The 24,552-nt window shown below is 40.0% G+C and carries 23 protein-coding genes; 10 read left to right on the forward strand and 13 right to left on the reverse strand.

The window, feature by feature from the left end; translation table 11 throughout:
* Positions 1-73 precede the first annotated feature (73 nt).
* Positions 74-1,018, reverse strand: a complete 945-nt coding sequence (locus tag MTF67_RS11685) for a D-2-hydroxyacid dehydrogenase (RefSeq protein WP_248519608.1) — start codon at positions 1,016-1,018, stop codon at positions 74-76.
* A 102-nt stretch (positions 1,019-1,120) separates the two neighbouring features.
* On the opposite strand from MTF67_RS11685, the gene zntR reads away from it, so the two are divergent.
* The 4 genes from zntR (at position 1,121) to MTF67_RS11705 (ending at position 4,296) form a co-directional block, all read left to right on the forward strand.
* Complete coding sequence (gene zntR / locus MTF67_RS11690) at positions 1,121-1,531, forward strand: Zn(2+)-responsive transcriptional regulator (RefSeq protein WP_006793210.1); 411 nt, start codon at positions 1,121-1,123, stop codon at positions 1,529-1,531.
* Positions 1,518-2,651: an SO_0444 family Cu/Zn efflux transporter gene (locus tag MTF67_RS11695; protein ID WP_248519609.1), complete on the forward strand. Its 1,134-nt coding sequence runs from the start codon at positions 1,518-1,520 to the stop codon at positions 2,649-2,651. The genes zntR and MTF67_RS11695 overlap by 14 nt, the downstream gene beginning before the upstream one ends.
* Positions 2,652-2,810: 159 nt before the next feature.
* Entirely contained in the window at positions 2,811-3,947 is a 1,137-nt protein-coding gene (locus tag MTF67_RS11700) for a 1-acyl-sn-glycerol-3-phosphate acyltransferase (protein WP_033019396.1), read from the forward strand.
* 103 nt (positions 3,948-4,050) lie between these two features.
* Positions 4,051-4,296: a DUF1289 domain-containing protein gene (locus MTF67_RS11705; protein ID WP_006793207.1), complete on the forward strand. Its 246-nt coding sequence runs from the start codon at positions 4,051-4,053 to the stop codon at positions 4,294-4,296.
* On the opposite strand, the gene MTF67_RS11710 is transcribed toward MTF67_RS11705, so the two are convergent.
* Positions 4,293-4,991, reverse strand: a complete 699-nt coding sequence (locus MTF67_RS11710; RefSeq protein ID WP_010556588.1) for a transporter substrate-binding domain-containing protein — start codon at positions 4,989-4,991, stop codon at positions 4,293-4,295. The two genes, MTF67_RS11705 and MTF67_RS11710, sit on opposite strands and share 4 nt — an antisense overlap.
* Before the next feature lie 124 nt (positions 4,992-5,115).
* Here MTF67_RS11710 and MTF67_RS11715 point away from each other — a divergent pair, with 124 nt between their 5' ends.
* The 3 genes from MTF67_RS11715 to MTF67_RS11725 are packed head-to-tail and all read left to right on the forward strand — an operon-like array spanning position 5,116 to position 10,275.
* Positions 5,116-5,319 (forward strand): DUF3283 family protein, encoded by a 204-nt coding sequence (locus MTF67_RS11715; RefSeq protein ID WP_006793205.1) that lies wholly within the window; start codon positions 5,116-5,118, stop codon positions 5,317-5,319.
* Positions 5,320-5,321: 2 nt separating this feature from the next.
* Positions 5,322-5,723, forward strand: a complete 402-nt coding sequence (locus tag MTF67_RS11720) for a GNAT family N-acetyltransferase (RefSeq protein ID WP_008132419.1) — start codon at positions 5,322-5,324, stop codon at positions 5,721-5,723.
* Between the two features lie 25 nt (positions 5,724-5,748).
* Positions 5,749-10,275 carry an EAL domain-containing protein gene (locus tag MTF67_RS11725; RefSeq protein ID WP_248519610.1) on the forward strand — a complete coding sequence of 1,509 codons (4,527 nt, stop codon included), beginning with the start codon at positions 5,749-5,751 and terminating at the stop codon, positions 10,273-10,275.
* Between the two features lie 130 nt (positions 10,276-10,405).
* Here the strand turns inward: MTF67_RS11725 and MTF67_RS11730 are convergent, their stop codons facing one another.
* On the reverse strand, positions 10,406-13,075 hold the full coding sequence (locus tag MTF67_RS11730) for a bifunctional acetate--CoA ligase family protein/GNAT family N-acetyltransferase (RefSeq protein ID WP_248519611.1): 2,670 nt from the start codon (positions 13,073-13,075) through the stop codon (positions 10,406-10,408).
* Between the two features lie 113 nt (positions 13,076-13,188).
* Between MTF67_RS11730 and MTF67_RS11735 the strand changes: the two genes are divergently transcribed.
* The gene (locus MTF67_RS11735) at positions 13,189-13,905 is read left to right on the forward strand and encodes an SIMPL domain-containing protein (protein ID WP_248519612.1); all 717 of its coding nucleotides are present in this window, start codon (positions 13,189-13,191) and stop codon (positions 13,903-13,905) included.
* Positions 13,906-14,040: 135 nt separating this feature from the next.
* Here the strand turns inward: MTF67_RS11735 and MTF67_RS11740 are convergent, their stop codons facing one another.
* The 8 genes from MTF67_RS11740 to MTF67_RS11775 all read right to left on the reverse strand — a co-directional run bounded on the left by MTF67_RS11740 (position 14,041) and on the right by MTF67_RS11775 (position 21,097).
* Positions 14,041-14,709, reverse strand: coding sequence for a hypothetical protein (locus MTF67_RS11740; RefSeq protein WP_248519613.1), 669 nt, complete (start codon positions 14,707-14,709; stop codon positions 14,041-14,043).
* A gap of 113 nt (positions 14,710-14,822) precedes the next feature.
* Positions 14,823-16,655 carry a DUF885 domain-containing protein gene (locus tag MTF67_RS11745; RefSeq protein ID WP_248519614.1) on the reverse strand — a complete coding sequence of 611 codons (1,833 nt, stop codon included), beginning with the start codon at positions 16,653-16,655 and terminating at the stop codon, positions 14,823-14,825.
* Positions 16,656-16,740: 85 nt separating this feature from the next.
* Complete coding sequence (gene hemW, locus MTF67_RS11750; protein WP_248519615.1) at positions 16,741-17,877, reverse strand: radical SAM family heme chaperone HemW; 1,137 nt, start codon at positions 17,875-17,877, stop codon at positions 16,741-16,743.
* Positions 17,874-18,473, reverse strand: coding sequence for an XTP/dITP diphosphatase (locus MTF67_RS11755; RefSeq protein WP_248519616.1), 600 nt, complete (start codon positions 18,471-18,473; stop codon positions 17,874-17,876). Before MTF67_RS11755 ends, hemW begins: the two co-directional genes overlap by 4 nt.
* 4 nt (positions 18,474-18,477) lie before the next feature.
* Positions 18,478-18,924, reverse strand: a complete 447-nt coding sequence (locus MTF67_RS11760; RefSeq protein WP_248519617.1) for a DUF4426 domain-containing protein — start codon at positions 18,922-18,924, stop codon at positions 18,478-18,480.
* A 59-nt stretch (positions 18,925-18,983) separates the two neighbouring features.
* Positions 18,984-19,517, reverse strand: coding sequence for a YggT family protein (locus tag MTF67_RS11765; RefSeq protein ID WP_006793194.1), 534 nt, complete (start codon positions 19,515-19,517; stop codon positions 18,984-18,986).
* Positions 19,518-19,544: 27 nt separating this feature from the next.
* Positions 19,545-20,366: a pyrroline-5-carboxylate reductase gene (gene proC / locus MTF67_RS11770; protein ID WP_248519618.1), complete on the reverse strand. Its 822-nt coding sequence runs from the start codon at positions 20,364-20,366 to the stop codon at positions 19,545-19,547.
* Between the two features lie 17 nt (positions 20,367-20,383).
* The gene (locus MTF67_RS11775; RefSeq protein WP_282447179.1) at positions 20,384-21,097 is read right to left on the reverse strand and encodes a YggS family pyridoxal phosphate-dependent enzyme; all 714 of its coding nucleotides are present in this window, start codon (positions 21,095-21,097) and stop codon (positions 20,384-20,386) included.
* Positions 21,098-21,099: 2 nt separating this feature from the next.
* On the opposite strand from MTF67_RS11775, the gene MTF67_RS11780 reads away from it, so the two are divergent.
* Together MTF67_RS11780 and MTF67_RS11785 are read left to right on the forward strand one after the other, a co-directional pair.
* A complete protein-coding gene (locus MTF67_RS11780; protein WP_006793191.1) occupies positions 21,100-22,140 on the forward strand; it encodes a type IV pilus twitching motility protein PilT in 1,041 nt (346 codons plus the stop codon).
* A gap of 9 nt (positions 22,141-22,149) precedes the next feature.
* Positions 22,150-23,280, forward strand: coding sequence for a PilT/PilU family type 4a pilus ATPase (locus tag MTF67_RS11785; protein ID WP_006793190.1), 1,131 nt, complete (start codon positions 22,150-22,152; stop codon positions 23,278-23,280).
* Positions 23,281-23,353: 73 nt separating this feature from the next.
* Here MTF67_RS11785 and ruvX read toward each other — a convergent pair whose 3' ends face one another.
* Together ruvX and MTF67_RS11795 are read right to left on the reverse strand one after the other, a co-directional pair.
* The gene (gene ruvX / locus MTF67_RS11790) at positions 23,354-23,803 is read right to left on the reverse strand and encodes a Holliday junction resolvase RuvX (protein ID WP_006793189.1); all 450 of its coding nucleotides are present in this window, start codon (positions 23,801-23,803) and stop codon (positions 23,354-23,356) included.
* 128 nt (positions 23,804-23,931) lie between these two features.
* The gene (locus MTF67_RS11795) at positions 23,932-24,489 is read right to left on the reverse strand and encodes a YqgE/AlgH family protein (protein WP_008132397.1); all 558 of its coding nucleotides are present in this window, start codon (positions 24,487-24,489) and stop codon (positions 23,932-23,934) included.
* Positions 24,490-24,552 lie beyond the last annotated feature (63 nt).

The raw sequence follows: 24,552 nt of genomic DNA on the forward strand, positions 1-24,552 counted from the left end.
TTAGTTTATTTAACCCAAGCAATGATTAAGGTATTTACTATTCAGAGCTCAGGTTAATTGGCTAAGGCGAGTATTAAACTAAGCGGCTACGAGGCTCCCCTTGTTTGAATGCTTTAATATTTAAACTTACCTCTTTGACTAATCGCACAATTGATTCGGTGCTTGCCCACGCAATATGCGGCGTTAGCAATAGGTTACTCCCTTTATAATTTGCCAGTGGATTTGAAAGCTCAGCAGGCTCTTTTGTTAATACATCAACGCCTGCGCCAGCAATTATATTTTGCTCTAGTGCACTGGTTAAATCCGCCTCATTAATAATACCGCCTCGTGCTGTGTTAATTATGATGCAGCTTGGTTTCATTACTTTAAATTCGTTTAGGGTAATTAGATTGCGCGTTTCTTCTGTTAACGGACAGTGCACACTAATTATGTCTGCGGTTTTTATGGCTTCGTCAAAGGGCGTTCTGCCATCACGACATGGTGCGCCTTTGCGCTCAGACATAACTACATTTGCACCAAAAGCCTCGGCTACATTTGCAACAGCGTGTCCTAGTGTACCACCGCCTATGATTGTTAGTGTTTTGCCTTGTAAATCATTAAAACTGTAGTCAAGACGGCAAAACATTTCACTTTTCTGCCAAGCACCTTGCTGACAATCAGCTTGATATCGGTGTGTATTACCAAGCAGGTTTGTGATTAAAGAGAAGGTATGTTGAACAACCGAAGGTGTTGAATAACCTGCAACGTTTGTAACTGCAATGCCGTGATCTTTTGCAGCCTCTAGATCAACATTATTAGTTCCCGTAGCACTCACGCATATTAGTTTTAGATTTTTTAGTTGGCTAATTGTTTCGCGGTTTAACACGACCTTATTGGTAATTAAAATATCAGCCCCTTGGCTATGCTCAACAACTTGCTCAGGGCTAGTAAGTTCGTAGGTTTTAAGGCTCCCTAGTTGCTCTAAACAGGCAAGTGATGTATTTGCTAATGTGGCGTTATCGAGAACAGTAATTTTCATGTTGTGTCCTAATTAAATAAAATAATTTTAATACTTGACCTTGGTGCGTGCTCTAAGGTTTATAGTTGGCATCAGTTGAGAATATACTCATTGGAGAAACAAATGAAAATAGGTGAGTTTGCAAATCAGTTAGGTGTCTCAACAGATACCCTAAGATACTATGAAAAACACAATTTGTTAACGCCATCAAGTCGAACCGAGGCAGGTTATCGCGATTATGATAAGGCAGCTCTCAAACAAATGAAGTTTATTTTGCGTGCTAAAAATGTTGGTTTTAGCTTGTTAGAGATCAGAGAGTTACTGCAAATTAAATTTAAAAAACACCAGCATTCGTGCCGTGAAGTGAAAGATTTAACGATACAAAAACGCGATCTAGTTGCAGAGCGTATTGCTGAGCTAACACGTTTTCATCAATCGCTATCGATACTGGCAGATAAGTGCTGTGGTGGACAAGAACCCGCTTATAACTGTTCAATATTAACAACCTTGGAGGACATCGATGGACTTACTTAATAATTTTTGGCAGTTATTTTTATTATCTGCCCCTTGGTTAATGCTTGGTTTGCTGATTGCTGGGTTATTAAATGTATATTTACCGGCAAATTTTTTAAATAAACATTTAGGTAAAGAAGGCTTTTTGACCACAGTGAAAGCGGCTTTAATTGGTGCGCCAATGCCTTTGTGTTCATGTGGTGTTATTCCTGCTGCAATAGGATTGAGACGCGCCGGTGCTTCAAAAGGTGCCACTACTGCGTTTTTAGTGTCGACGCCTGAAACAGGGGTTGATTCTGTTTCAGTATCGTATGTGTTATTAGGTCCGTTTATGTCTATTATTCGTCCCATAGCTGCTATCTGCAGTGCTATTGTTGCAGGTGTGTTAGTTGGGCGAGATACCGATAGGCTGCAGACTAAGCCAGCGGCAAGTGCTCAAACAAAAACCAGTTGCTGTGCGTCTAAAACGGCAGAGCCTGAAGTTCAAACCAGTTGTTGTGCGTCTAAAACGGCGGAGCCTAAAGTTCAAACCAGTTGTTGTGATAAACCAAACAAGGCATTACAAAGTCAATGGCAGAAAGTACAACAAGCGATAAGTTTTAGCTGCAATAAACTTCTGTCGGATACCATGGTCTGGTTAATGATTGGTTTATTCTTTGCCGCGTTGGTACAGACCTATGTTCCAGAGTCATTTTTAACACAGTGGGGCAGTGGCATTGTTGCCATGCTTGTGGTGATTTTGATCAGTATACCCATGTATATTTGTGCCACTGCTTCTACGCCTATTGCTGCAGGCTTGTTATTGAGTGGAGTATCGCCTGGAGCGGTGTTAGTGTTTATGCTCGCAGGGCCGGCAACAAATATTGCTACGTTAGGTGTTGTAGCTAATGAGCTTGGCAAGCGTGCTGTATTCGCTTATTTGACAGGGGTTATTGGGGTTGCATTGATTTTTGGGTTTTTAACGGATTATTTAGTAACTGAGTTTGGGTTTGTTGTTTCCCCGCAACTAGGTGAAGAGCATCAGGTGCTGCCATATTGGCTAAGCTTTATTTGTGGTGTAATTTTAATCGCACTTATTCTGCGTTTAGTTGTCATAGCATTACAAGCAAAGCGAAAGGTAACTGGTAAGAGCATTACTTAATTATTTGTTATATATGTACTTTTTAGAGTGCTTGTTAGTTTTTATAAAAATGCAATAGCCTGACTTAGTTCGCATTTGAGTTTGCCTGAGTTATACTCAAACCAATAAAACAAACGGTACGTATTTTACGTGCCGTTTTTTAACTTTATAGATGCAGTAATGAGTGAATTAGAAGACAAGTACGCAGACATAAGACCTTACAACGACAATGAGGTTAACGCATCATTAGCGCGTTTAATGAGTGATGATGCATTTATAGATGTTATTGCTAAGTATAATCTACCGCGCTTTCTATCAGCAGTGCCATTTATTGCCCGCCCATTGGTAAGAAGCCAACTACGCAAAAAGTGGGGAAAAGTAACGAGCGTTGAAGATGTTCAAAATGAAGTTGCTACGTATTTAGATAAACTTATAAAACGCACCACGTCAAAAGTCACCTTTTCAGGTTTAGATAAATTAGATCCTAATCAAGCTTATTTATTTGTTTCTAACCACCGCGATATAGTGCTTGATCCTGCGCTTGTTAACTGGGGGTTATACCAACATAAAATGAAAACGGTACGAATAGCTATTGGCGATAATTTACTGCAAATACCCTACATAACAGAGCTGATGCGTTTAAATAAAAGCTTTATTGTTAAGCGCTCAGCTAAAGCCCCTAAAGAAATGCTAAAAGCCCTTACTCAATTGTCGTCGTATATTTATGACTCACTAATGGGCGGGCACTCCATTTGGATTGCACAAAAAGAAGGGCGCGCTAAAGATGGCTTTGATCAAACCGATCCTGCATTACTAAAAATGTTGCAACTTAATGGCCGTAAGCAAAAGAAAGAGTTTGGTGAATACATTAAAGAGCTAAAAGTTGTGCCTGTGTCTATTTCTTATCAATATGAGCCATGCGCTATAGCAAAAGCTAAAGAGCTTTATCATAAGCAACAACATGGTGAATATGTTAAGTCGGTGGGTGAAGATATTTTAAGTATTGTTGAGGGCTTTAGTACGGCAAAGGGCCATGTTCATTTAGCTTTTGGGCAGCCTATTGAGTCACAATGCGATAGCGCTGAGGAACTTGCTAACACTATTGACCAGCAAATAATAGATTCATTTTACTTACATCCAGGCAATTATATTGCTGGTGGTTGTAAAGAGTCGGTAATTAACTCTCCAGATACGGCAACATTTGAACAACGTATTGCGCAGGTACCTGAAGAGCTTAAGCCACTTGTATTAGCTATGTATGCAAAACCATTTCATCGTAAAGCACAAATAAATGTTAAAAGCCCTGAATCGCTTTAGCATTAAGTAAACAAAGTAAAAAGTAGCAATAGTATTGCTACTTTTTTTTTGTTTAAAAATAACGCTATACTGCAAGTATGACCTTAACTAAGCGGTGTATGCTATGCAACAAATTGAAATATTTGATATTCCAAGTCCTTGTAAAAGTATTTGCTTAGTTAACAATAGAGGGTATTGCAAAGGGTGTTACCGTAGTCGTGACGAGCGATTTTTATGGAACTCTTTAACCAATGCACAAAAGAAAAAAGTGCTGAGCCTGTGCCAGCAGCGCTACAAGCGATATCTACTCAAAAAACAGCAAGCTGAAAGTGCAACTAACACGACAAAGCAGCACGGATTCGATTTTTAATCATACATATTGTATTTAGCTTTAAGCGCATAAGCCGTGCCATTGTTATGAAGTTTATTGAGTGCCGCTTCTAAGCCTTCAATTAGGTGCGCATTTTGTTTGTTTAAGTAATGATAAACAGGTGTTACACGTAGTGTCTCTTTTTGGTAGCAAACATCAGGATGCTGGATTGGTAGACTGTCAGATGCAAAATCGAGTAGCAATATACCTTTTACTTTTTCTTGAGTAAGCAGGTTTAGTTGCGTACTTATATTTTTTACTTCAATTACATTACCATCAAATTGCGTATTTTTTATGTACTGTGCTTGTATGGGGCAATCAGCTAAAATAGCGACGTTATCGAGCCGGTTTAATATGCTTTGCTGGCAGTTTTTATACAGTATTAATTTAAACTTGAACAATGGGTAGTTAACAGGCAGCAAATTAGGAAAATCTACCTCTATACTGTTGTCTCGACCCAACTGTCCGTCTAGTGTGCCATTATTAGCAGCGCGAAGAGCATTTTGGGGATTAAAATCGATAAGGTGTATTTCGTAGCCTATGTCCTTGTAGGCGAGTGTAAGAAGCTCAAGAACATAATTTGCTTGCGGTACGTTATCAGGACGGTTAAATGTGAGCGTGTTTTGATTGCTAAAACATGCCGTGCTCAACATAAAACACGTTAATAGAAACAATACACTAAAGCGACTTTGCATTATCATTTCCAATTACTGCTGAGATAAATTAATAAGACGCGTATAATAACAAGGTGCTTGCTTTTTGCCCAGCACTGCAAGCTATGTATTACACCCTAAGCCATATAAAGAATGAGGAAATCCTGTGAGTTTTAACCTATGTTTATTACCACGTGAAGATAAGTACCAGATCCAGCTCGACTATGAAGCCTCATTTTGGGCATACCAAATTAAGCGTAATAAAAAAACACGCGAGCAAGTTTATAATACAATCCATAGCCGTCCAGTAGCAGAGCAAACGGTATTAAAACAAAAGTTTGAGCAATATTTGGCACTAATGCTTAGTTAAAAATGTATACCACCCAATTATTAGATAAAGTAAAAACACCCTTAGTAAATAAATTTTACAAACTACATGGGGCTAGCGGGCGCGCTAATAAGCAAGATCAAGTATGGGTTATATACTTAGATGAGCAAATAGTGGCTGCATGTAGGGTGCAACATAAATCCAATTTTTTGTTTTTATCCACGGTTTATGTTGCTAAAGAACACCGCTCAAAAGGGCTAGCAAAGCAATTAATAACTGATCTTTTGAAGCATCAACACATGCATGTTTATACCTTTGCATTTAAAAACATAGTCGATTTATACCTCAGTATTGGTTTTAACCAAGTGTTAACATATACTGCTGATCTACACGTACTTTTTGATATGTATAAGCACCGCAATATTGTCGCACTAGAGTACCCATAAAAATAAAAAACCATATGGAATGACCATGAGTAAGGGCGTTAATTGGATTTTAAGTTGCTGCTTAGTTTTAATAACTATAGTGAGTTGCCAGGCTGGTGCACAAGTTAAGCGTTTATCACCCAGTGAAGGCCTATCACAAAGTTACGTTAATACCATACTCATTGATAACAACGGGTATTTGTGGCTTTCTACCGAAGGGGGGTTAAACCGTTACGATGGGTATCAAGTAACCCCGATTAATGGCCCAAATGGAGAGCTAGAAGAAGCAATTATTGACAGAATATACCAAGACGTAGACGGTTATATTTGGATTGCCTCATTACTCGAGGGCCTTTTTAGATATGATCCAGCCACAGATACTTACAAGCAATTTTTAAGTCCTCCAAGCAACGAAGAGCAAATTTTTAATCAATCAGTATTTACCATGCTAGCGGCTGATTCAAAAACACTATGGATTGGACGAGGTCGAGATTTTGCGAAGCTCGATATTCAAAGCGGTGTGATTGAATCTGTTTTTGAGCTGCCTAAAGAATACAAAAATACATTAGTAAGAAGCTTGTTTCATTATAACGGTTACATTTTTATAGCGACCTCTCACGGTGCTTACGTTCATGATATTGCTAATGATTTAACTCGTCCATTACAGCATTTAAAAGGCGAGGCGGCGCATGTTTACCAAAATAATGTTAAGTCGTTTGAGCTGGGTGAAAATAACCAATTATTAGTCGGTGCGGTCAAAGGTATGTATCAGGTTGATATTAGTGATTTACCAAGCATGTTTGAACGTCCCGATATCGCATTCAAAAATAAAGTGCTACTTGCCGACCTAAATGTGTGGAAAATAGAGTACAACCAAGGTGAAATCGATCTTGCGACAGACAAAGGGTTATTCAAATTTGATTTAAACAGTGGTGAGTTAATAAAAAATACACGAATCACTCAAAGTAAATATACCTTAGCCGACACCAGCATTATTGATATGGCCAAAGATAAGTCTGGTGGCGTATGGGTGGCCACAAAAAGTGATGGTGCCTTTTATCTATCAAAAGATACGTATCATTTTAACAATGTTGATGGCAGTGTGCTGGGTGGCGCAGGTTTATCTCACCATTCAATATGGGGAATAACCGAATTTAACGAAAAGCTCTGGCTTGCAACCAATAATGGCTTAACTGAGGTTGATTTAAAAACCAATACCAGCAAAGTATATTTAAAAGATTATAAAGCTGACGCTTACACACGCGAGTTTAGTGTTTGGCAAATTATGCCCTATAAAAATATGCTTTGGCTTAATACAAATCGAGGCTTGTATATTTTTGATCCAAATACGTACCAAGTCACTGAACCTAAAACAAAAAATTCGGCAAATCAAGATCATATCTCAGGGTGGGTACACGGTGTTGCTTTAATGCCAAATGGCGATTTATATTTTATGCATCGTGACCATGGCGCGTTTGTTTATAACATAGACACTAAAATTGTGACACGATTGGGCGGTGAATTGGCACAATTTAACCCTTTTTTAGCGCATGGTTTTTTACCCGCTTTACCAAATAAACCTGACTGGCCACTCTTTTTTAATGCCGGTATTTTATATCAATTAAACCCTAACAACTTAGCGTTAGAAATGATTTATAAAGTACCCAAACAACATGAAAACGTTGCAATTAGTGTGCTTTCATACGTAATTGATAATAACAACGTGTTGTGGATCTCTCTTTCTAACTTTGGCTTAATTGGTATTGATTCATCAACGTATGAACACCTTCATACTATTGATCTGGATAAGAATAAACTAGGTACATTACTTTACAGTATGGTGCTTGACGACGACGGTATGATTTGGATGAGTAGCCATAAAGGAATATGGCGTTTAAATCCAGAAACGCTCCACTTTCAGCAGTTTAGTACAGCCGAGGGGCTTTTATCAGCTGAATTTAATAGCTCAGCAATGGCGCAGCTTAACGATGGCCGCATTGTATATGGAGGGTTAAAAGGAATAACGTATTTTCATCCAATGGAAAACCAAAGTTATAAGCCGCTTATAGAGCATGTAAATATAACGCGGGTAAATTTAATGTCCCGAGAGTTATCTCGCGATTTAAGGCAACCTCTAAATGAAGTCGTTTTAAACCACGATGACATTGGTCTTGAAGTGGCTTTTTCTGCAATGGCTTTTAGTAATCAAGAACGTATTATCTATGAGTACCAGCTTGATAACGGGCAAAAAACCTACGCAAGAAATAACAACCGAGTACTATTTCCTAAGTTAAACCCTGGTAGTTATACATTAAAAGTTTGGGCTAAAGACCCCTTAACGGGAATTTTTACCAAGCCAGCTACATTAAAAATAAAGGTTAAATACCCACTTTGGCGTGCGCCTTACTTTATGGTGTTATACGGCGCTTTATTTTTATTTTTTATTGCCATGTGGGTCAGGCGACGTAATAAAATTCAACGTATCTTATTGGCTGCGCATAAAGAAAGTAAAGACAGTGAGTCCCGTTTAAAGCTTGCCCTTGAAGGCAGTGAGTCTGGCGTATGGGATTGGCAGTCAAGTAATCCAAGTATTTATCAGCCTCGTTTAAGTAATGAGCTGGGTTATAAACACGATACTGTAAGCCTTGATGAATACTTGGCTAAAATACATCCGCAAGAGAAACAACTATTTCGTTTAGAGTGGTTAGAGTTTTTGTCGACTGATAAAGGCTACTTTAACTGCACATACCGTGTACGCCATGCCAAAGGCTATTGGCGTTGGTATAAAGACTTTGGCAAAGTGGTTGAGTGGGATGAAAAAACGCCTCAAAAAGTAGCGGGTACATACACTAACATGACCCGTGAAATGGTATTTGAAGAGCACGCACGCTTATTTACTGCTGCATTTGAACAAACTCGTGATTGGGTTTTTATTCTCGATAAAAACTTTAATGTTCGTGCATCTAATAAATCACTTCAAACCGCTTTTAACTTTGCTGCAGAGCCCATTTCAAGCAGGGCGTTAAACTTAGGTATGTCGCCTAAAAGCCGTGTTGATTACTTACGTATTATGAAAAAGCTCTCAGAAGGGGAGCATTTTTCTTGTGAAGATATGGTACGCCTTCACAATGGAGAGTCGCGCCATGTGCTAGTTAAAATAAGTGCGGTTGCTGATACAGAACAACGCTTAAGCAGCTACGTGATTATTTTAACGGATATACATGCACAAAAACTGGCAGAAAGTGAACTGCACCAACTCGCTAACTTTGATGTGTTAACCGGCTTACCAAATCGTACGTTGTTTAATGATAGGGTTGAGCATGCCCTTGAGCAAGCCCAAAAGCACTTATGCAAAGCTGCGCTTTTACATATTAATATTAAGCGCTTTAAATATTTTAATGATTCATTAGGCCACGAAGTCGCCGATGAACTTATTAAAAAAGTTGCAGAGCGATTAAAATGCTCACTACGTTCATCAGACAGTATTGCACGATTTGGTGGTGATGAATTCGTGGTCCTGGTTGAAGATATTCACCAAATAGAAGAGGTATTACTTATTTGTACCAAACTTATGGATTGCGTGAATCAAAATATAAGTATTAACGACCAAGTAGTGAATATTAATTTAAGCATTGGTGTTGCTATTTCTCCTGATGATGCAACACAAAGTGGTGCCTTACTGAAGGCGGCAAACATTGCGCTCTATCATGCCAAAGGTGCGCTTGAAAGTAATTATCAATTTTACAAACAAGAAATGAATCAGCATGTTCAAAAAGCCCTTCATTTAGAATCACAGTTAACAAAAGCTTATCAAGAGCATGAGTTTTGTAATTACTACCAACCTATTATAAATGCTCACACACATCAAACTGAAGGCTTTGAAGTATTACTTCGCTGGCCTGAAAATAAACGAATCCAAACACAGGAGTTTTCGTTAGCGGCTGAAGGTGTTGGTTTAATAACTAAAATAATGCTACAAACCTTTGGCAGAGCATTGAATGAGCTTAACGAATGGCGAAAAGCATCTCCTGATTTGTATTTATCGATTAACTTATCGGCATTAGATTTTGAATTTATAGAGCTTGTGCCAGAGATTAAAAAAGCGCTTATTAATGCTAACGTGCCATCAGAGGCTATTGTATTTGAAATAACAGAATCTATTTTAATGCGTGACTCAAACCTTGCACTGCAAAGTATGAAAAAGCTAAAAGAGTTAGGCTGTAAACTCTATATGGACGACTTTGGTACCGGCTATGCATCGCTGACTTACTTAAAGCGTTTTCCTATAGATGTGCTTAAGATTGATCGAAGTTTTGTTCAAGACATCGGCATTGACTCTGATGATGAGGCAATTATTGAATCAACACTCACATTGGCACATAGTTTAGGCAAAGAGTGTGTGGCTGAGGGCGTTGAAAGCCAGCAGCAGCTTCTGTTTTTAACCACGTTAGGGTGCAAGCATTTTCAGGGCTATTTGTTTAGTAAGCCGGTTCCAAGTGAAGATGTGCCAGCGCTTATAATACGTGACTGGCAAGATATTTTTGGTAGTAATCTACACGAAGATCATAGATAAGCGGCCATAAATATCAAAAATAGTGTTATTAGCCCTTTTGGGCACAGTGAACGTTAAGTTGTTAAAGTAATATTAGAGCGCCTTACTGATTTTAGGCGCTCTGAACATAACGTAAGTTATATTGCTGAGTTTATTTTGTGTTGAGCACCATGTTAATACTGCCTTCTTCAAAATCGCGGCTTACTTTAAAGCCCAGCTTGCGGGCAAGTTCAATCATACCTGTGTTTTCTGGTAGTGTTATACCTTCAATCCATTCAACGCCTTGGCGTTTACAATGGTTAATTGCAGCATTCATTAAAATTCGACCTAGCCCTAAGCCCTGGCAGTCAGAACTAACCACAATAGCAAACTCGGCATGCACGTTGTCGGGATCCATAATCACACGCGACACCCCTAAGGTGCGTGTTTTTCCTTCTAAGCGTTGGCAAACAATAAACGCCATTTCTCGGTCGTAATCAATTTGAGTCATTTTAGCGAGTTGATCGTGGTTAAATTGAGGTAACTCGCCAAAAAAGCGTTTGTAACGATCCTCTTTATTGAGTGATTGATCAAATGCCTTATGGGCTTGCTCATCTTCAGGTTTTATTGGCCTAAGCGTTGCTTGAGTATTATTTTTTAGCGTTACTATTTCTACAAGATCTATAGGGTAGGGGCGAATACATAACCGTTTACGGTTACTTTTTGACTGGTATCGATTTAGCGTTATGGTGGCATCAAGTACTAAAAATTGCCCGTTACTTGCAAGTATTGGGTTAAGTTCCATTGCGCTAATATCGGGTTGATCCACAACGAGCTGTGAAATACGCGTGAGCAACGCACATAAACGATATTTGTCTACCTTTTCAGGTAAAATGCGATCTTTTAATACGCCTTTATCATGTGCGGCAGCAATTAAATATTTAGCCAAGTTCATATTAAGGGGAGGGAGAGCCACTGCCGCTTGAGCGTACTCAAGCCCTGTACCTGCCTCACCAAGTAAAATAACGGGGCCAAAATTAGGCTCTGTTTTAATTGCAATCCGCAGCTCGTTTGCACCTGCACGCGGTGCCATTTTTTGGAGTGAAAACCCATCAATAGTGGCATCCGGATAAGTGTTTTTAATACGAATAAGCATCGCAAATGCGGTTTGCTCAACTTCATTGGCATCGTTGAGATTTAAAACCACGCCGCCGACTTCAGACTTAGAAGCAATACTTGGGCTTATAAGCTTGAGGGCAACGGGAAAACCAAGCTCTATTGCTTGCTCTTTTGCCTCAGTGGGTGTGTACGCCACTTTAGTTTCAATACATTCAACACCATAGTGGCTTAGTACTTGGCTTGCATTGTGAGTGGGTAGATAGGTTTGTTCTTCATCTAAATATTCAGTTATTAACGTTGTGGCAGCAGCTTTGTTTATTTTTGCATCGTCGGTGTTCGACTCTGGCGTTTGCGTTAAATGTTTTTGGTTTCGACGATACGATACCAAGTGCATAAACGCACCGACAGCGCCTTCAGGTGTTCGATAAGTAGGAATTGCATTATTAGCGCATATTTTTCTGGCTGCAAATGAAGCATCTTCACCCATAAAGTTGGTAAACACATAAGGGCGAGCCATTTTGGGCAACGTTTGCAGCGCTTGAACAATAACACTGGCATAGTCTTCACTTGGAGCCAGTGCCGATGGGGTATGTATTATCAATAAGTTTTTTACTTCTTTTGCATGCAATAATATTTCTAATGCTTGTTTGTAACGCGCTGGTGCCGAGTCACCAAAAATATCAATCGGGTTGGAGGTTGCTTCCGAGCGGGGAATAACGTGATTAAGCGCACTGCGTGTTTCACTACTAAGCGCCGCTAATTTCCCAGATCGTTGAATTAGCTCATCGACCGCCATAACACCCGGGCCTCCACCATTTGTTAAAATAGTGAGCTGTTCAACTTGCAATAATTTTGGGTGCATGGCGAGCGTTTGTGTTGCAGCAAATAGCTCTCGTAGGTCGTTAACGCGCAGCATACCCGCACGTTGAAATAATGCATCGTATACGGCATCAGAGCTTTGTTTTCCACCGGAATGGATCTCTGCAGCAAGAGCGCCAGCATTTGTCTTTCCAGTTTTTATGGCAATAACAGGTTTACTAAATGCAGCCGCTCTTGCGGCCGAAATAAAGCCACGGATGTCTTCAATATTATCAATATAAAGTAAAATAGCTTTAGTTTTTGAATCACGCCCTAAAAAGTCGAGCAGCTCATCAAAATCAATATCTAAACACCCCCCCACAGAAACAAAGTATGAAAAGCCAATATCTTTATTTTTAGCCCAATCTAAAATAGTGGAACAAACTGCTGCAGATTGCGACACAAAGGCAATTTTACCTGGGCTTGCCACTGTATGAGAAAAGCTGGCATTTAAACCAATGTGAGGAATTAATAGCCCTAAGCTATTAGGGCCTAATAAAGTAACGTTGTGTTTATGGGCGCATGCTTTTAGATCACTTTTTTGATCGTTCGTTAAGCCATCGGCAATAATAATAGCGCTTTTACAGCCCAGCTCGCCTAGTTGGCTAATAATGTCGAACAGGGTATTTTTATTGGTACAAATAACGGCAAGATCAGGCACCTTAGGCAGATCATTAATACACGGGTATGCAAGTACGCCATGAACAGCGCTATAGCTTGGCGTTACAGGCATGATTGGTCCTTTAAAACCGCCTTGTAATAAATTACGCATAACGACAAAACCGGCACGAGAGGCATTATTTGACGCGCCTATCACGGCCACTGAGCTTGGATTAAAAAACTGACTAATTCGCTTTAGGCTCATTGCGTTTCCTTAGCTTTAAAATTTTGCGTTATACATTGTCTCAATGTACCCTGTTTAGCAGGTTATTTCGAGTTTATAGATACGTATTATTGATATCAATCAAGGAGTGTACTGTGGTTAAAACACCTGGTTTTCACACTGTGCTGGCGGCTATTTTTTTAAGCCTAGGCTTAATTAGCTTAGGGTTTATTTTAAAAAGTGCAGCACTAAATGTAAAAGAAATGGAGCGTACAGTACAAGTTAAAGGATTAGCAGAGCAAGAGGTGATTGCCGATACTGTTATATGGCCTTTGCAATTTAGCGATGCAGATAACGACCTTGAAAAGTTGGTAAATAGGGTTGAGAAAAAAAACGCTGCCGTGATCGCATTTTTAAAACTGCATGGTTTTGATGACGCCGAAATATCACTTGGTAGCCAATCTATTGTTGATAAACAAGCGCGCGAGTACGGCAATGAAAATCAGCAATTTAGGTACATTGTTCGTTCAAATATGACCGTTTATTCTAGCGCTGTAGACAAGGTGCAAAATGCGCTGAGCAAAGTAAGCCAATTAGCTAAACAAAATATTGCCATAATACAAGATAGTTACGAAACACGTGTTGAGTATATTTTTACAGGGCTAAACGATGTGAAACCGGCCATGGTGCAACAAGCAACTGAAAAAGCCCGCGAAGTGGCTAACAAGTTTGCTAGGGATTCCAATTCAAAATTAGGCAAAATAAAAACAGCTCGCCAAGGGCAGTTTAGTATTACTAATCGCGATTCAAATACACCACAAATAAAAAACGTAAGAGTCGTAACCACTATTGAATACTACTTAAACGACTAAGATCTATTTATTATTCGAGATTAAATTTACATCGGTGTGTATGGTATTTATGTAGTTCATTAGGTTACATATCTCGTACCTTGGTAAAATAGTTACTCGATTAGCCAACGCTTAATCTATCAAGGTTCTCACGACCTAAACCGCTTTAACTAAATGTGCAACTTGCGCGGTTGAACGTTGCAGGTAAGCAGCACTAAGTAAAATACTGGTTTCGTTAAGATCTGTTCCTTTTAATATATTTGCCAAGTGCTGTTTAGCTGTTGGGTTTTGTTTTTGTTCTATTTCCATCAGGGCTAACAGTGCTGAAAATTCATGCTTAACCGGCGTGCTTGGTTTATTTGCATACGCAATATAACAAGCAACAGGTGTTAAGCCACGAGCATTGGGTTGGGCAAGCGCTTTTACTAAGTCGTCATTAGATTCAAATAACATTAATGAGCGTATATAGTTAAATGCCAGCTTTTGGGCATTAGCGTGTTTAAATACAGTGTGTAACACATTATTGCCTTGGGTATCTTGTGCCAAGAAGCCCTTACTTTCTCTAAGCGCCGGAGTAAAAAACGTCAAGGCATCTGTGGTTGTTAACTGATTAATAAAAGGTGCAGGTGGGGTATTGCTTGTTAAAATACGTGTTGCTACATTTTGCATAAAATCGTACTTAATACTCATACGCAAAGCGCTTTCGTATAGATGATTAAGCTGTAATGTTTGTTGTGCTTGGTTTAACTGCTTAAAGTCATTATCAAGTTCATTTAATTGATGCTTTGAAATACGTGCGTTAAGTAACTGTATGCATAACTCCATAATTTTTGCGCCTCTTAAATACCTTTTGTTTAGCTTAACCTATTATTGCCAATTGGTACAAAATACAAAAAAGGCCGCATAAGCGACCTTTTAGTTAGCTTTATAAATTGGGATTAAGCTTTTTTGCTTGCTACCCATTCATTTACAAAGTTTTCTAGTACGTTTAGTGGCACAGGGCCATTTTTTAGCACTACATCGTGGAACTGACGAATATCAAACTTGTCGCCAAGTTGCTTTTTAGCGTCTTCACGTAGTTCTAAAATTTTCAACATACCTACTTTGTAAGCCGTTGCTTGCGAAGGCATTACAATGTGACGTTCAACCATTTTAACGCCGTCAGAAGTGGCATTAGGGGTGTTATTCACGTAGTAATCAATCCCTTCTTGGCGAGTCCACTTCATTGCGTGAATACCTGTATCAACCACTAAACGGCACGCGCGCCATAATTCCATAGAAAGACGACCAAAGTCTGAGTATGGGTCTGAGTACATACCCATTTCTTTAGGTACAAGCTCAGAGTATAAACCCCAACCTTCAATGTAGGCTGTGTAGCCGCCAAACTTACGGAACTTAGGCACACCTTCTAGTTCTTGCGAAATAGCTATTTGCATGTGGTGACCCGGAATACCCTCATGGTAAGCCAGTGCTTCCATTTGGTACGTTGGCATCGCTTCCATGTCATAAAGATTTGCGTAGTAAATACCTGGGCGTGAACCATCTGGCGCAGGCTGTTGGTAAAATGCTTTACCCGCCGCTTTTTCACGGAAAGCTTCAACTGCTTTTACTTTAAGGTCGGCTTTTGGCTTCACAATAAATAGCTCATCAAGACGCACTTTCATTGTGTCGATCATGGCTGTTGCTTCGTCAAGGTAGCGTTGTTTACCCTCTGCTGTATTTGGGTAGTAAAATTGCTTATCAGTTTTCATAAACTGCATAAACGCTTTTAAATCGCCCTTAAAGCCTACTTTATCTTTAATCTCACGCATTTCGTCATGTATACGGCTTACTTCTGATAGCCCAATAGCATGAATTTCTTTTGCAGTTAAATCAGTGGTAGTTGTGCGTTTAAGTGCATTATTGTAAAAGGTATTACCTTCAGGTAATTTCCAAGCACCATCACGGTCGTCAGCACGTTTTTCAAGTTGTGCTAGGTAGTTAATAAGCTTTGAGTAAGCTGGTTTAACTGCTGATTTTAACGCGTCAGTTGCCTCACTGATAAGTGCATCTTTTTCGTCTTGGCTGATTTCAAGTGCCGTTACTTTGCGTTTGAAGTCTGCTAAAAGTGTTGAATCGTCACCTTTTTCAAATGGTGCACCTTGAATAATGTTTTTGCTTGAATCAATAACATGTGGAAACACAAACTTAGGCGCAATAATGCCTTTGTCTGCTCGTGTTTCTAAATCAGTTACCAATTGGTCAAATACCGTAGGCACCCCATTTAAACGCGAAATGTAGTCTTTTGCTTCTTTAACATTACTAATTGAATGCTGATTTATTAAAAATGCAGGCACCATAGAGTGTGTACCAAACATTTGGTTTACAGGGTAGTTGTGGTAACGCCATTTAAAGTCAGCAATTGAGCTTTCTAAGTCTTGTTTTTTTAAGTCGTAGCTTACTTTAGTTGCATCGTCTAGCAGGTCGCGGTTAATCGCGTTTAGGGCAACTAAGTCGGCTTTAGTTTCAGCGAGGTCTTTGAGTTTTTGCTCTTCGCTGCCGTCATCCCACTTATCGTAATCTTTTTTAATACCCATGTAAGTTTGGTAAACCGGGCTGCTCATCACATCACGGTTAAAGGTATCTTCAAAAAACGCATTGGCTTTGTCAATTTCGCTTTGTACAGGTTGCGCTTGTACAATTGGGGTTGTTACAGATTGTTGTGGTGCTTGTTGGCAACCAGCAAGGAGTGCAACACTCACAGCTGCCGCAATAAAGGTAAGTTTACGCATTGTTTTCCCTTTTGTTGTTAGAAACCCATTAGGGTATTTTAATTTTTCATGTATTCGCTTTACATGATGTATAACGCCCAATGCATTATACGAACAATTCTAGCAGGTCATTTAAAAAGCGATGCCCTTTAAGGCTCACTTGCCAGTGACCGTCTTTTTCTATTAATAAACCGGTGTTTATGGCTTTATTTAAAGCTGCTTGTTGGCTTTGCAATGGCTGATTAGTTAGCGCACTGTAGTCTTCAATCGGGCATGGTTCGACAAGGCGAAAGCGATTCATAAAAAACTCAAAGGCCAAATCGTCTTGCTCAACGTGCCAGCTTTTATACAAATAAGTCTTTACCATATCCATGTAGCCACGGGGATGTTTGACCTTTTCAGTTCGGGTAATTATGCCGGTTTTTGCATTGGTAACCTTACCATGGGCACCACAGCCAATCCCCAGATAATCGCCAAACCGCCAATAATTTAAGTTATGTTGGCATTGATAGCCCGGTTTTGCATACCCTGAAATTTCGTATTGTATATAACCTGCTTCTGCAAGTAGTGTTTGGCCTTGTTCTTGAATATCCCACAGAGTTTCATCTTGAGGAAGTGTTGGCGGTTTAGATGCAAACTGAGTATTGGGCTCTATGGTAAGTTGGTACCACGAAATATGTGGCGGATCGAGGGCAATAATTTGCCTTAAATCACTTAATGCATCGTCTAGGGTTTGCCCTGGTAAGCCGTGCATTAAATCAAGATTAAAGCTATTTAAACCAGCCTCCTTGGCTTGCTCTGCTGCATAGGTCGCTTCGTTAGCACCATGAATGCGGCCAAGCGCTTTTAACTTGTCGCTTTGCAGGCTTTGTATGCCAATTGAAATGCGGTTTATACCCGCTTTTACGTACTCTTTAAAGCGGCCTGTTTCTACTGTACCTGGGTTTGCTTCGAGGGTTATTTCACAGTTATCAGTGAGGCCTATAAGGCTATCTACTTCGCTTAGTAGGCGTTTGTAAGCATCACCAGTTAATAAACTTGGCGTACCGCCACCAATAAATATACTGTGAATTTTGCGCCCTTGCACTAAGTGTAAGTCGGCTTTTAAATCGTCTATTAAATGCTGAACATATTCGGCTTCTGGTATGTCACCTTTTTGTCCATGGCTATTAAAATCGCAATAGGGGCACTTTTGCACACACCAAGGTACGTGCACATATAAACTTAGAGGAGGAAGAGTCACAGGCCGCCTTTTAGTTGTAGCTCATTTAGCAAAGCCTGTAGTGCTTGACCGCGGTGGCTCACAGCATTTTTATGCTCTTTGGTTAACTCGGCGCTGGTACAGTTTTGCTCTTCAACAAAAAATACCGGGTCGTAACCAAACCCGCCTTCGCCATGTTGGGTTTGTGTAATTTCGCCTTCCCAGCTTGCGCTGCAAATAAGCGGGGTAGGGTCATCGGCGTGGCGCATTAATACTAATACACACCAAAAACGCGCTTTACGATTTGGGTTATTACCTAAATCATTAAGTAGTTTATCTATGTTGTCTTGATCGCTTGCGCTCTCACCAGCAAAGCGAGCAGAGTAAACCCCCGGTGCACCATTTAAACCATCAACCTCTAAGCCGGAATCATCAGCTATGGCTGGCATACCCGTAATTTTAGCTGCATGACGGGCTTTAATAATAGCATTTTCAACAAAGGTAGTACCTGTTTCGGCTACTTCGCCAACGTTAAAATCACTTTGTGGAACTACATTAATATTAAGTGGGCTTAACATGTTGGCCAGCTCACTTACTTTGCCAGGGTTACCCGTGGCAAGGACTAAAGTTTTGTTCATAATATTATTTATCTACGTAAAATTTTTGCTGAAATTGCAGTGTTTGAAATTGATTGCTTTGCTGTATTTCAATTTCAAAGCGCAGTATTTCTTCGTTTGTAAAATCGACTTGGGCAAGGTAATAAATCGACTCGCCTTCAATTACTTCTTTAAAGTTAAGCGTTTGTTTGTTGCCAAGTAGGTTTCTGGCTGTGCCAGATAACTTGGCCTTTTGAGCTGCGTTGCCTGTATTGTTTTTTAACACAGAAATATTAACAATCCCTTTATAGCCACTGCGCTCAAGCCCATAAGCCTTGGCAATTTGTGGCTGAATAAAGGTTGATGGAAAAGCTATGTAATGTACTTGCCACGGGCCAAGTTCTTTATATTGCCCGCCCAATGTTTGTTCGCTGTGTGCGTTAAATGCGAATGTTAAACAAGCAATAAAACAAAATTTAATTAACCGATTCATTGTTCACTCCAAAAATATAAAAAAGAGGCCATAAGGCCTCTTTTACTTAAAACAAAAGCTTAAGCTAAAAAGTCCATTAACAGCATTTGCAAAAACTGAATACCAATAATTAATACAAGTACTGATAAATCTAACCCACCCATTGGTGGAATAATTTTACGAAGTGGCTTGAGCATTGGCTCAGTAAGCTGGTGGAAAACAGCTTCAATAGGGTTGTAGCCTTGGCTTACCCAGCTTAAAATAGCACGGATAATTAATACCCAAAATACTAAGTTTAAGCCTTCTTTTATTACGGTAATTAGAGCTTGAATAAACACGGGTTGCGCAGCCCATGCGCCGTAAATTACCAACATTAAAGTACTAATTTTGGCAATAGCTACAATAAATGCCAGCAATAGTGAGGCTAGATCAAGCCCACCTAACCCGGGTATAATTTTACGTAAAGGGTTGACTGCAAACGACGTTGCTTTAACCACAAATTGGCTCATTGGGTTGTAAAAATCGGCTTTTGCCCACTGTAGCCAAAAACGCAGTAGTACCACCATTAAAAACAAATCAAACAGAGTACTGATCAAAAATTGCATGGCATTCATAGTGTAACCTTTAATAATAAAGTAGTTTTAAAGTTCTTTTTCCATTTGCATCGCTCGAGCAATACACGCATCCATCGCATCGCCAACGGTTTTAGTTAAGCCTTCGTCTTTTAAATACTCAACTGCGGCATGTGTAGTACCGCCTTTAGATGTTACGTTTGCGCGTAGCTGAGAAATGCTAATTTCTGGTTGGCTTAACGCCATTTCTGCTGCGCCTAGTGCTGTTTGTTGTACTAAACGACGAGCATCTTCATCATTAAAGCCAAGCGCTTTTGCTTTTTCTTCAATGGCTTCCATAAATAAGAAAAAGTAAGCTGGTGATGAACCTGTTACTGCAATGATATCGTTAATTTGCGCTTCTTGTTCGACCCACACCACAATACCTGTGCACTCAAATACTTGTTGAACAAATTCATGTTCTTGCTGCGTTTCGCCAGCGCCAAATAAGCCAGAGACGCCACGCCCTAATAAAGACGGCGTATTAGGCATGCAACGTACAATTTTTACATCTTGCCCTAGCATTTCGCGCAAGCGGCTTACTGTTAAACCAGCAGCTACTGAGATAAATAGTTTATTACTGAAATCGATGCCAGACTCTTGAAACGATTTACATAAATCGCCCATCATTTGTGGCTTTACAGACAAAACAATTACATCAGCATCGCGTAGGGCTTCGTTATTGTCACTGGTGGTTTGCACCTTGAAATCGGCTGCTACCTTTGCAAGCTTTTCTTGGTTGCGGTTAGTCGCAATGATGTTGTTTGCGTCAAAGCCGTTTTTTACCATGCCACCAATAATAGCGTAGCTCATGTTACCTGTGCCTATAAATGCGATTTTTTTATCTGACATAAATCTGTTTTTACCTTTTAAGTTCGTGTTCCAAAAATGTCTGTTCCGATCCTCACCATAGTTGAGCCTGCACTAATTGCGGCTTCAACGTCATTACTCATACCCATAGATAGAGTGTCTAACTGTGGATATTGGGCCTTTAGTTTATCAAAGCAAGTTTGTAATTGCTCAAAATATTGAGTTTGTGTCGTTGGATCGTCACTTTTTGCAGGAATAGCCATCAAACCACGTAATCTTAACTGATCACATTGGCTAATAAATTCAGCAAGATTTGCGATGTCATTGGGATGACAACCTGATTTAGCCTCCTCGGCGCTAATATTTACCTGAATAAGTACATTAAGTGGTGGTTTACTGGTTGGGCGCTGAGCGCTGAGGCGCTTGGCTATTTTGATTCGATCAACGCTTTGTACCCAATCAAAATTTTCTGCCACTAAAGCACTTTTATTTGACTGGATAGGGCCAATGAAATGCCAAATGATATCGCTATATGTGTGCAGTTGAGCTATTTTATCTACAGCTTCTTGAACATAAGACTCACCAAACTGGCGTTGGCCATAATTGTAGGCAGCAACGATATCGTCGCTAGGTTTGGTTTTAGACACCGCCAGTAAGGTTATTTCATTTTTGCTTCTGTGCGTGTTTTTTGCCGCGTTTGAAATTCTTGCGTAGGCGCAAGTGAGTCGTTCTGCTATTGTAACCATATAATTATCAGCCAGTTGTGGAGTCATAAATGGATATTACCGAATTATTAGCGTTTAGTGTGCAACACAATGCATCCGATTTACATTTATCGTCGGGTGTTTCACCTATGATACGCGTAGATGGTGATGTTCGCCGCATTAATATACCAGCCCTTGCAGATAAAGACGTAAACAGTTTAGTTTACGATATTATGAACGATACTCAGCGCAAAGATTACGAACAAAACCTTGAGGTGGATTTTTCGTTTGAGGTTCCTAATCTTGCTCGCTTTCGTGTTAATGCCTTTAATTCAAACCGCGGTCCCGCGGCAGTATTTCGTACTATACCGAGTGAAGTATTAACACTTGATGATTTAGGCGCGCCAGATATTTTTAAAACAATATCAGATAACCCGCGTGGGTTAGTGCTTGTTACCGGGCCAACAGGTTCGGGTAAATCAACAACACTTGCGGCCATGGTTGATTACATAAATCAAAATAAGCATCACCATATTTTAACGATTGAAGATCCAATCGAATTTGTTCACGATAACAAGTTAAGCTTAGTTAACCAACGTGAAGTACATCGTGATACACACAGTTTTTCAAACGCACTACGTAGTGCGCTGCGTGAAGACCCCGATGTTATATTAGTGGGTGAGCTGCGTGATTTAGAAACTATTCGCCTAGCGATGACCGCTGCTGAAACCGGTCATTTAGTGTTTGGTACGTTGCATACAACCTCAGCGCCCAAAACCATTGACCGTATTATTGATGTATTCCCTGGTGAAGAAAAAGCAATGGTACGCTCTATGTTGTCTGAGTCATTGCGTGCGGTTATTTCACAAACGCTCCTTAAAAAAATTGGTGGTGGGCGAGTGGCAGCTCATGAAATTATGATTGGTGTACCCGCCATACGTAACTTAATTCGTGAAGACAAAATTGCACAAATGTACTCGTCTATTCAAACTGGCGCCTCAATTGGTATGCAAACAATGGATCAATGTTTAACAAACTTAGTTAACCGAGGCATTGTGACCAACACCGCAGCGCAAGCTAAAGCGCAAGACAAAACACAATTTGGTGGTTAAGGAATTAGAATGACTTTATCTTTAAACCGTTACTTAATCACTATGATTGAGAAAAAAGGCTCTGATTTATTTGTATCTAGCCGTTTACCTGTTAGTGCAAAAATAAACGGTGAACTAATTCAATTGGGCGATGACAAACTCACTGACGAAGAGTCTCTGCAGTTGGTTGAGTCTGCGATGAGCGAAAAGCAAAAAGCGGAGTTTCATGCTACTAAAGAATGTAACTTTGCTATTGCAACCGACGAAGGGCGTTTTCGTATTTCTGCGTTTTGGCAGCGCGATAGAGCAGGTATGGTTATTCGCCGAATTGTGACACAGATCCCCGATGTCAGTGATTTGGGCCTACCCTCGACACTCACCGACGTCATTATGGCTAAGCGCGGTTTAGTTTTGTTTGTTGGTGGAACAGGAACCGGTAAGTCGACCTCATTAGCAGCCTTAATTGGCTACAGAAATCGAAATCAACGGGGTCATATTTTAACAATTGAAGATCCTATTGAGTTTGTTCATGAGCACCGCAAAAGTATTATTACCCAACGCGAAGTAGGGCTCGATACAGATAGTTTTGAGTCGGCGCTTAAAAGCTCATTACGTCAAGCTCCTGATGTTATTTTAATTGGTGAAATACGATCGCAAGAAACCATGGAATACGCATTAAGCTTTGCTGAAACAGGGCATTTATGTGTGGCTACACTGCATGCCAACAATGCCAACCAAGCCATTGACCGTATTATGCATTTGGTACCAAAAGAAAAGCATGACAAGCTAAAATACGATCTAGCCCTTAACTTACGCGCCATTGTAGCTCAACAATTAATACCTACCTCAGATGGTGACGGCCGCGTTGCCGCCATAGAAATATTACTTAATTCACCTATGGTGGCAGAGCTGATTAAAAACGGCGATATTGGCGGCATTAAAGAGGCCATGGCTAAATCTAACGATATGGGCATGCAAACCTTTGACCAAGCCCTTTTTGAGTTATACAGGCAGCAACGTATTAATTATGCAGATGCACTGCATCATGCTGACTCACCAAATGACTTACGCTTGATGATTAAACTGCGCAATAACGAACAACAAGGTGCGGGCTTTTTACAAGGTGTCACTATTGATGGAATGGGGGATGACGATAACTAATTAGTTATTGTTATTAAAAAAGCGCGACTTTCCAGCCGCGCTTTTTTAGTATTTAACACACCTAATTACAGCGTTACTCACCGTAAAATGATTCAAAAAAACTTTCTAAAATAATTACCGCAGACATATTATCTACATTTCCTTTACCTAAATTTTTATAACCGCCTTGCTCAAATAAACGGGCTTTTGCGTCAGCAGTTGTTAGGCGCTCATCTTGTGTTTGCACAGGAATGCCATAGTGATTATGTAATCTGTTAGCAAACTTTTTAGCTTTGAATGTCACCTCTTGTGAAGTGCCATCCATATTAAGCGGTAAACCGACCACCATTAAATCTGGCTGCCATTCGTTTACTTGCACTGCGATATGATCCCAGTTTGGAATACCATCTTGCGCTTTTACGGCTTTAAGGCTTGATGCGCTGCCAGTGAGTTCTTGCCCCACGGCAATACCAATACTTTTAGTGCCAAAATCAAATCCCATTACGGTGCGCTCGCCTTGTGGCTTAAATGTTCTTTTTGTCATTGATAATGTTTTACTTAGGCTGCTTTTCAAGCCGTTATGTTAAAGGTTTACATAAAAAAATTCACTTGTAATAGCGTATCTATTTCCAAGTGAATTTATATTATGAACTTAATTTAGAAAGGGGATATTTAAGCATGCCCGGCTTCAGGGCTGAGTTGGCCTATATCAAAGCCAAGCATTGAAACGGCTTTTTCCCATCGTTTTTCAGCGGGCGTGTTAAAAATAATGGCCGGATCCGCTTCTATAATTAGCCAGCTGTTATCAAGCAGTTCTTGTTCTAGTTGGCCTTGTTCCCAACCTGCATACCCTAAGGTGATAATAAATTGCTCAGGGGCATGTGCTGTCGTTAAACTTGCTAGCACGTCTTTAGAGGTGGTGATCATAATATCACTACTGAGCTTTTGGCTTGAGGTATACCCGAGCTTAGGGGAGTGAAGCACAAAACCTCTATCTGTTTTAACTGGACCACCTGCAAACACAGCTACTTTAGCTGCTTGCTGGGTTTTGTCGTTATCGATTTCTATTTTATCAAGTAGCTCACCAACGGTTACGTTGATGGGTTGGTTTATCACCAATCCCATAGCCCCATCTTCATTGTGCTCGCAAATATACGTAACAGCACGTTTAAAAAAAGGGTCTTGCATTGACGGCATGGCGATTAAAAAATGATTTTCTAATGACTGCATAGATTTCACCCTTTCAGTTAATGAATTTTGAGTATGGCACAACCCTGTATTTTATAACTAAAT

Source organism: Pseudoalteromonas sp. 2CM32C, assembly GCF_023161925.1.
In the GTDB taxonomy this organism is placed as follows: Bacteria; Pseudomonadota; Gammaproteobacteria; order Enterobacterales; family Alteromonadaceae; genus Pseudoalteromonas; species Pseudoalteromonas marina.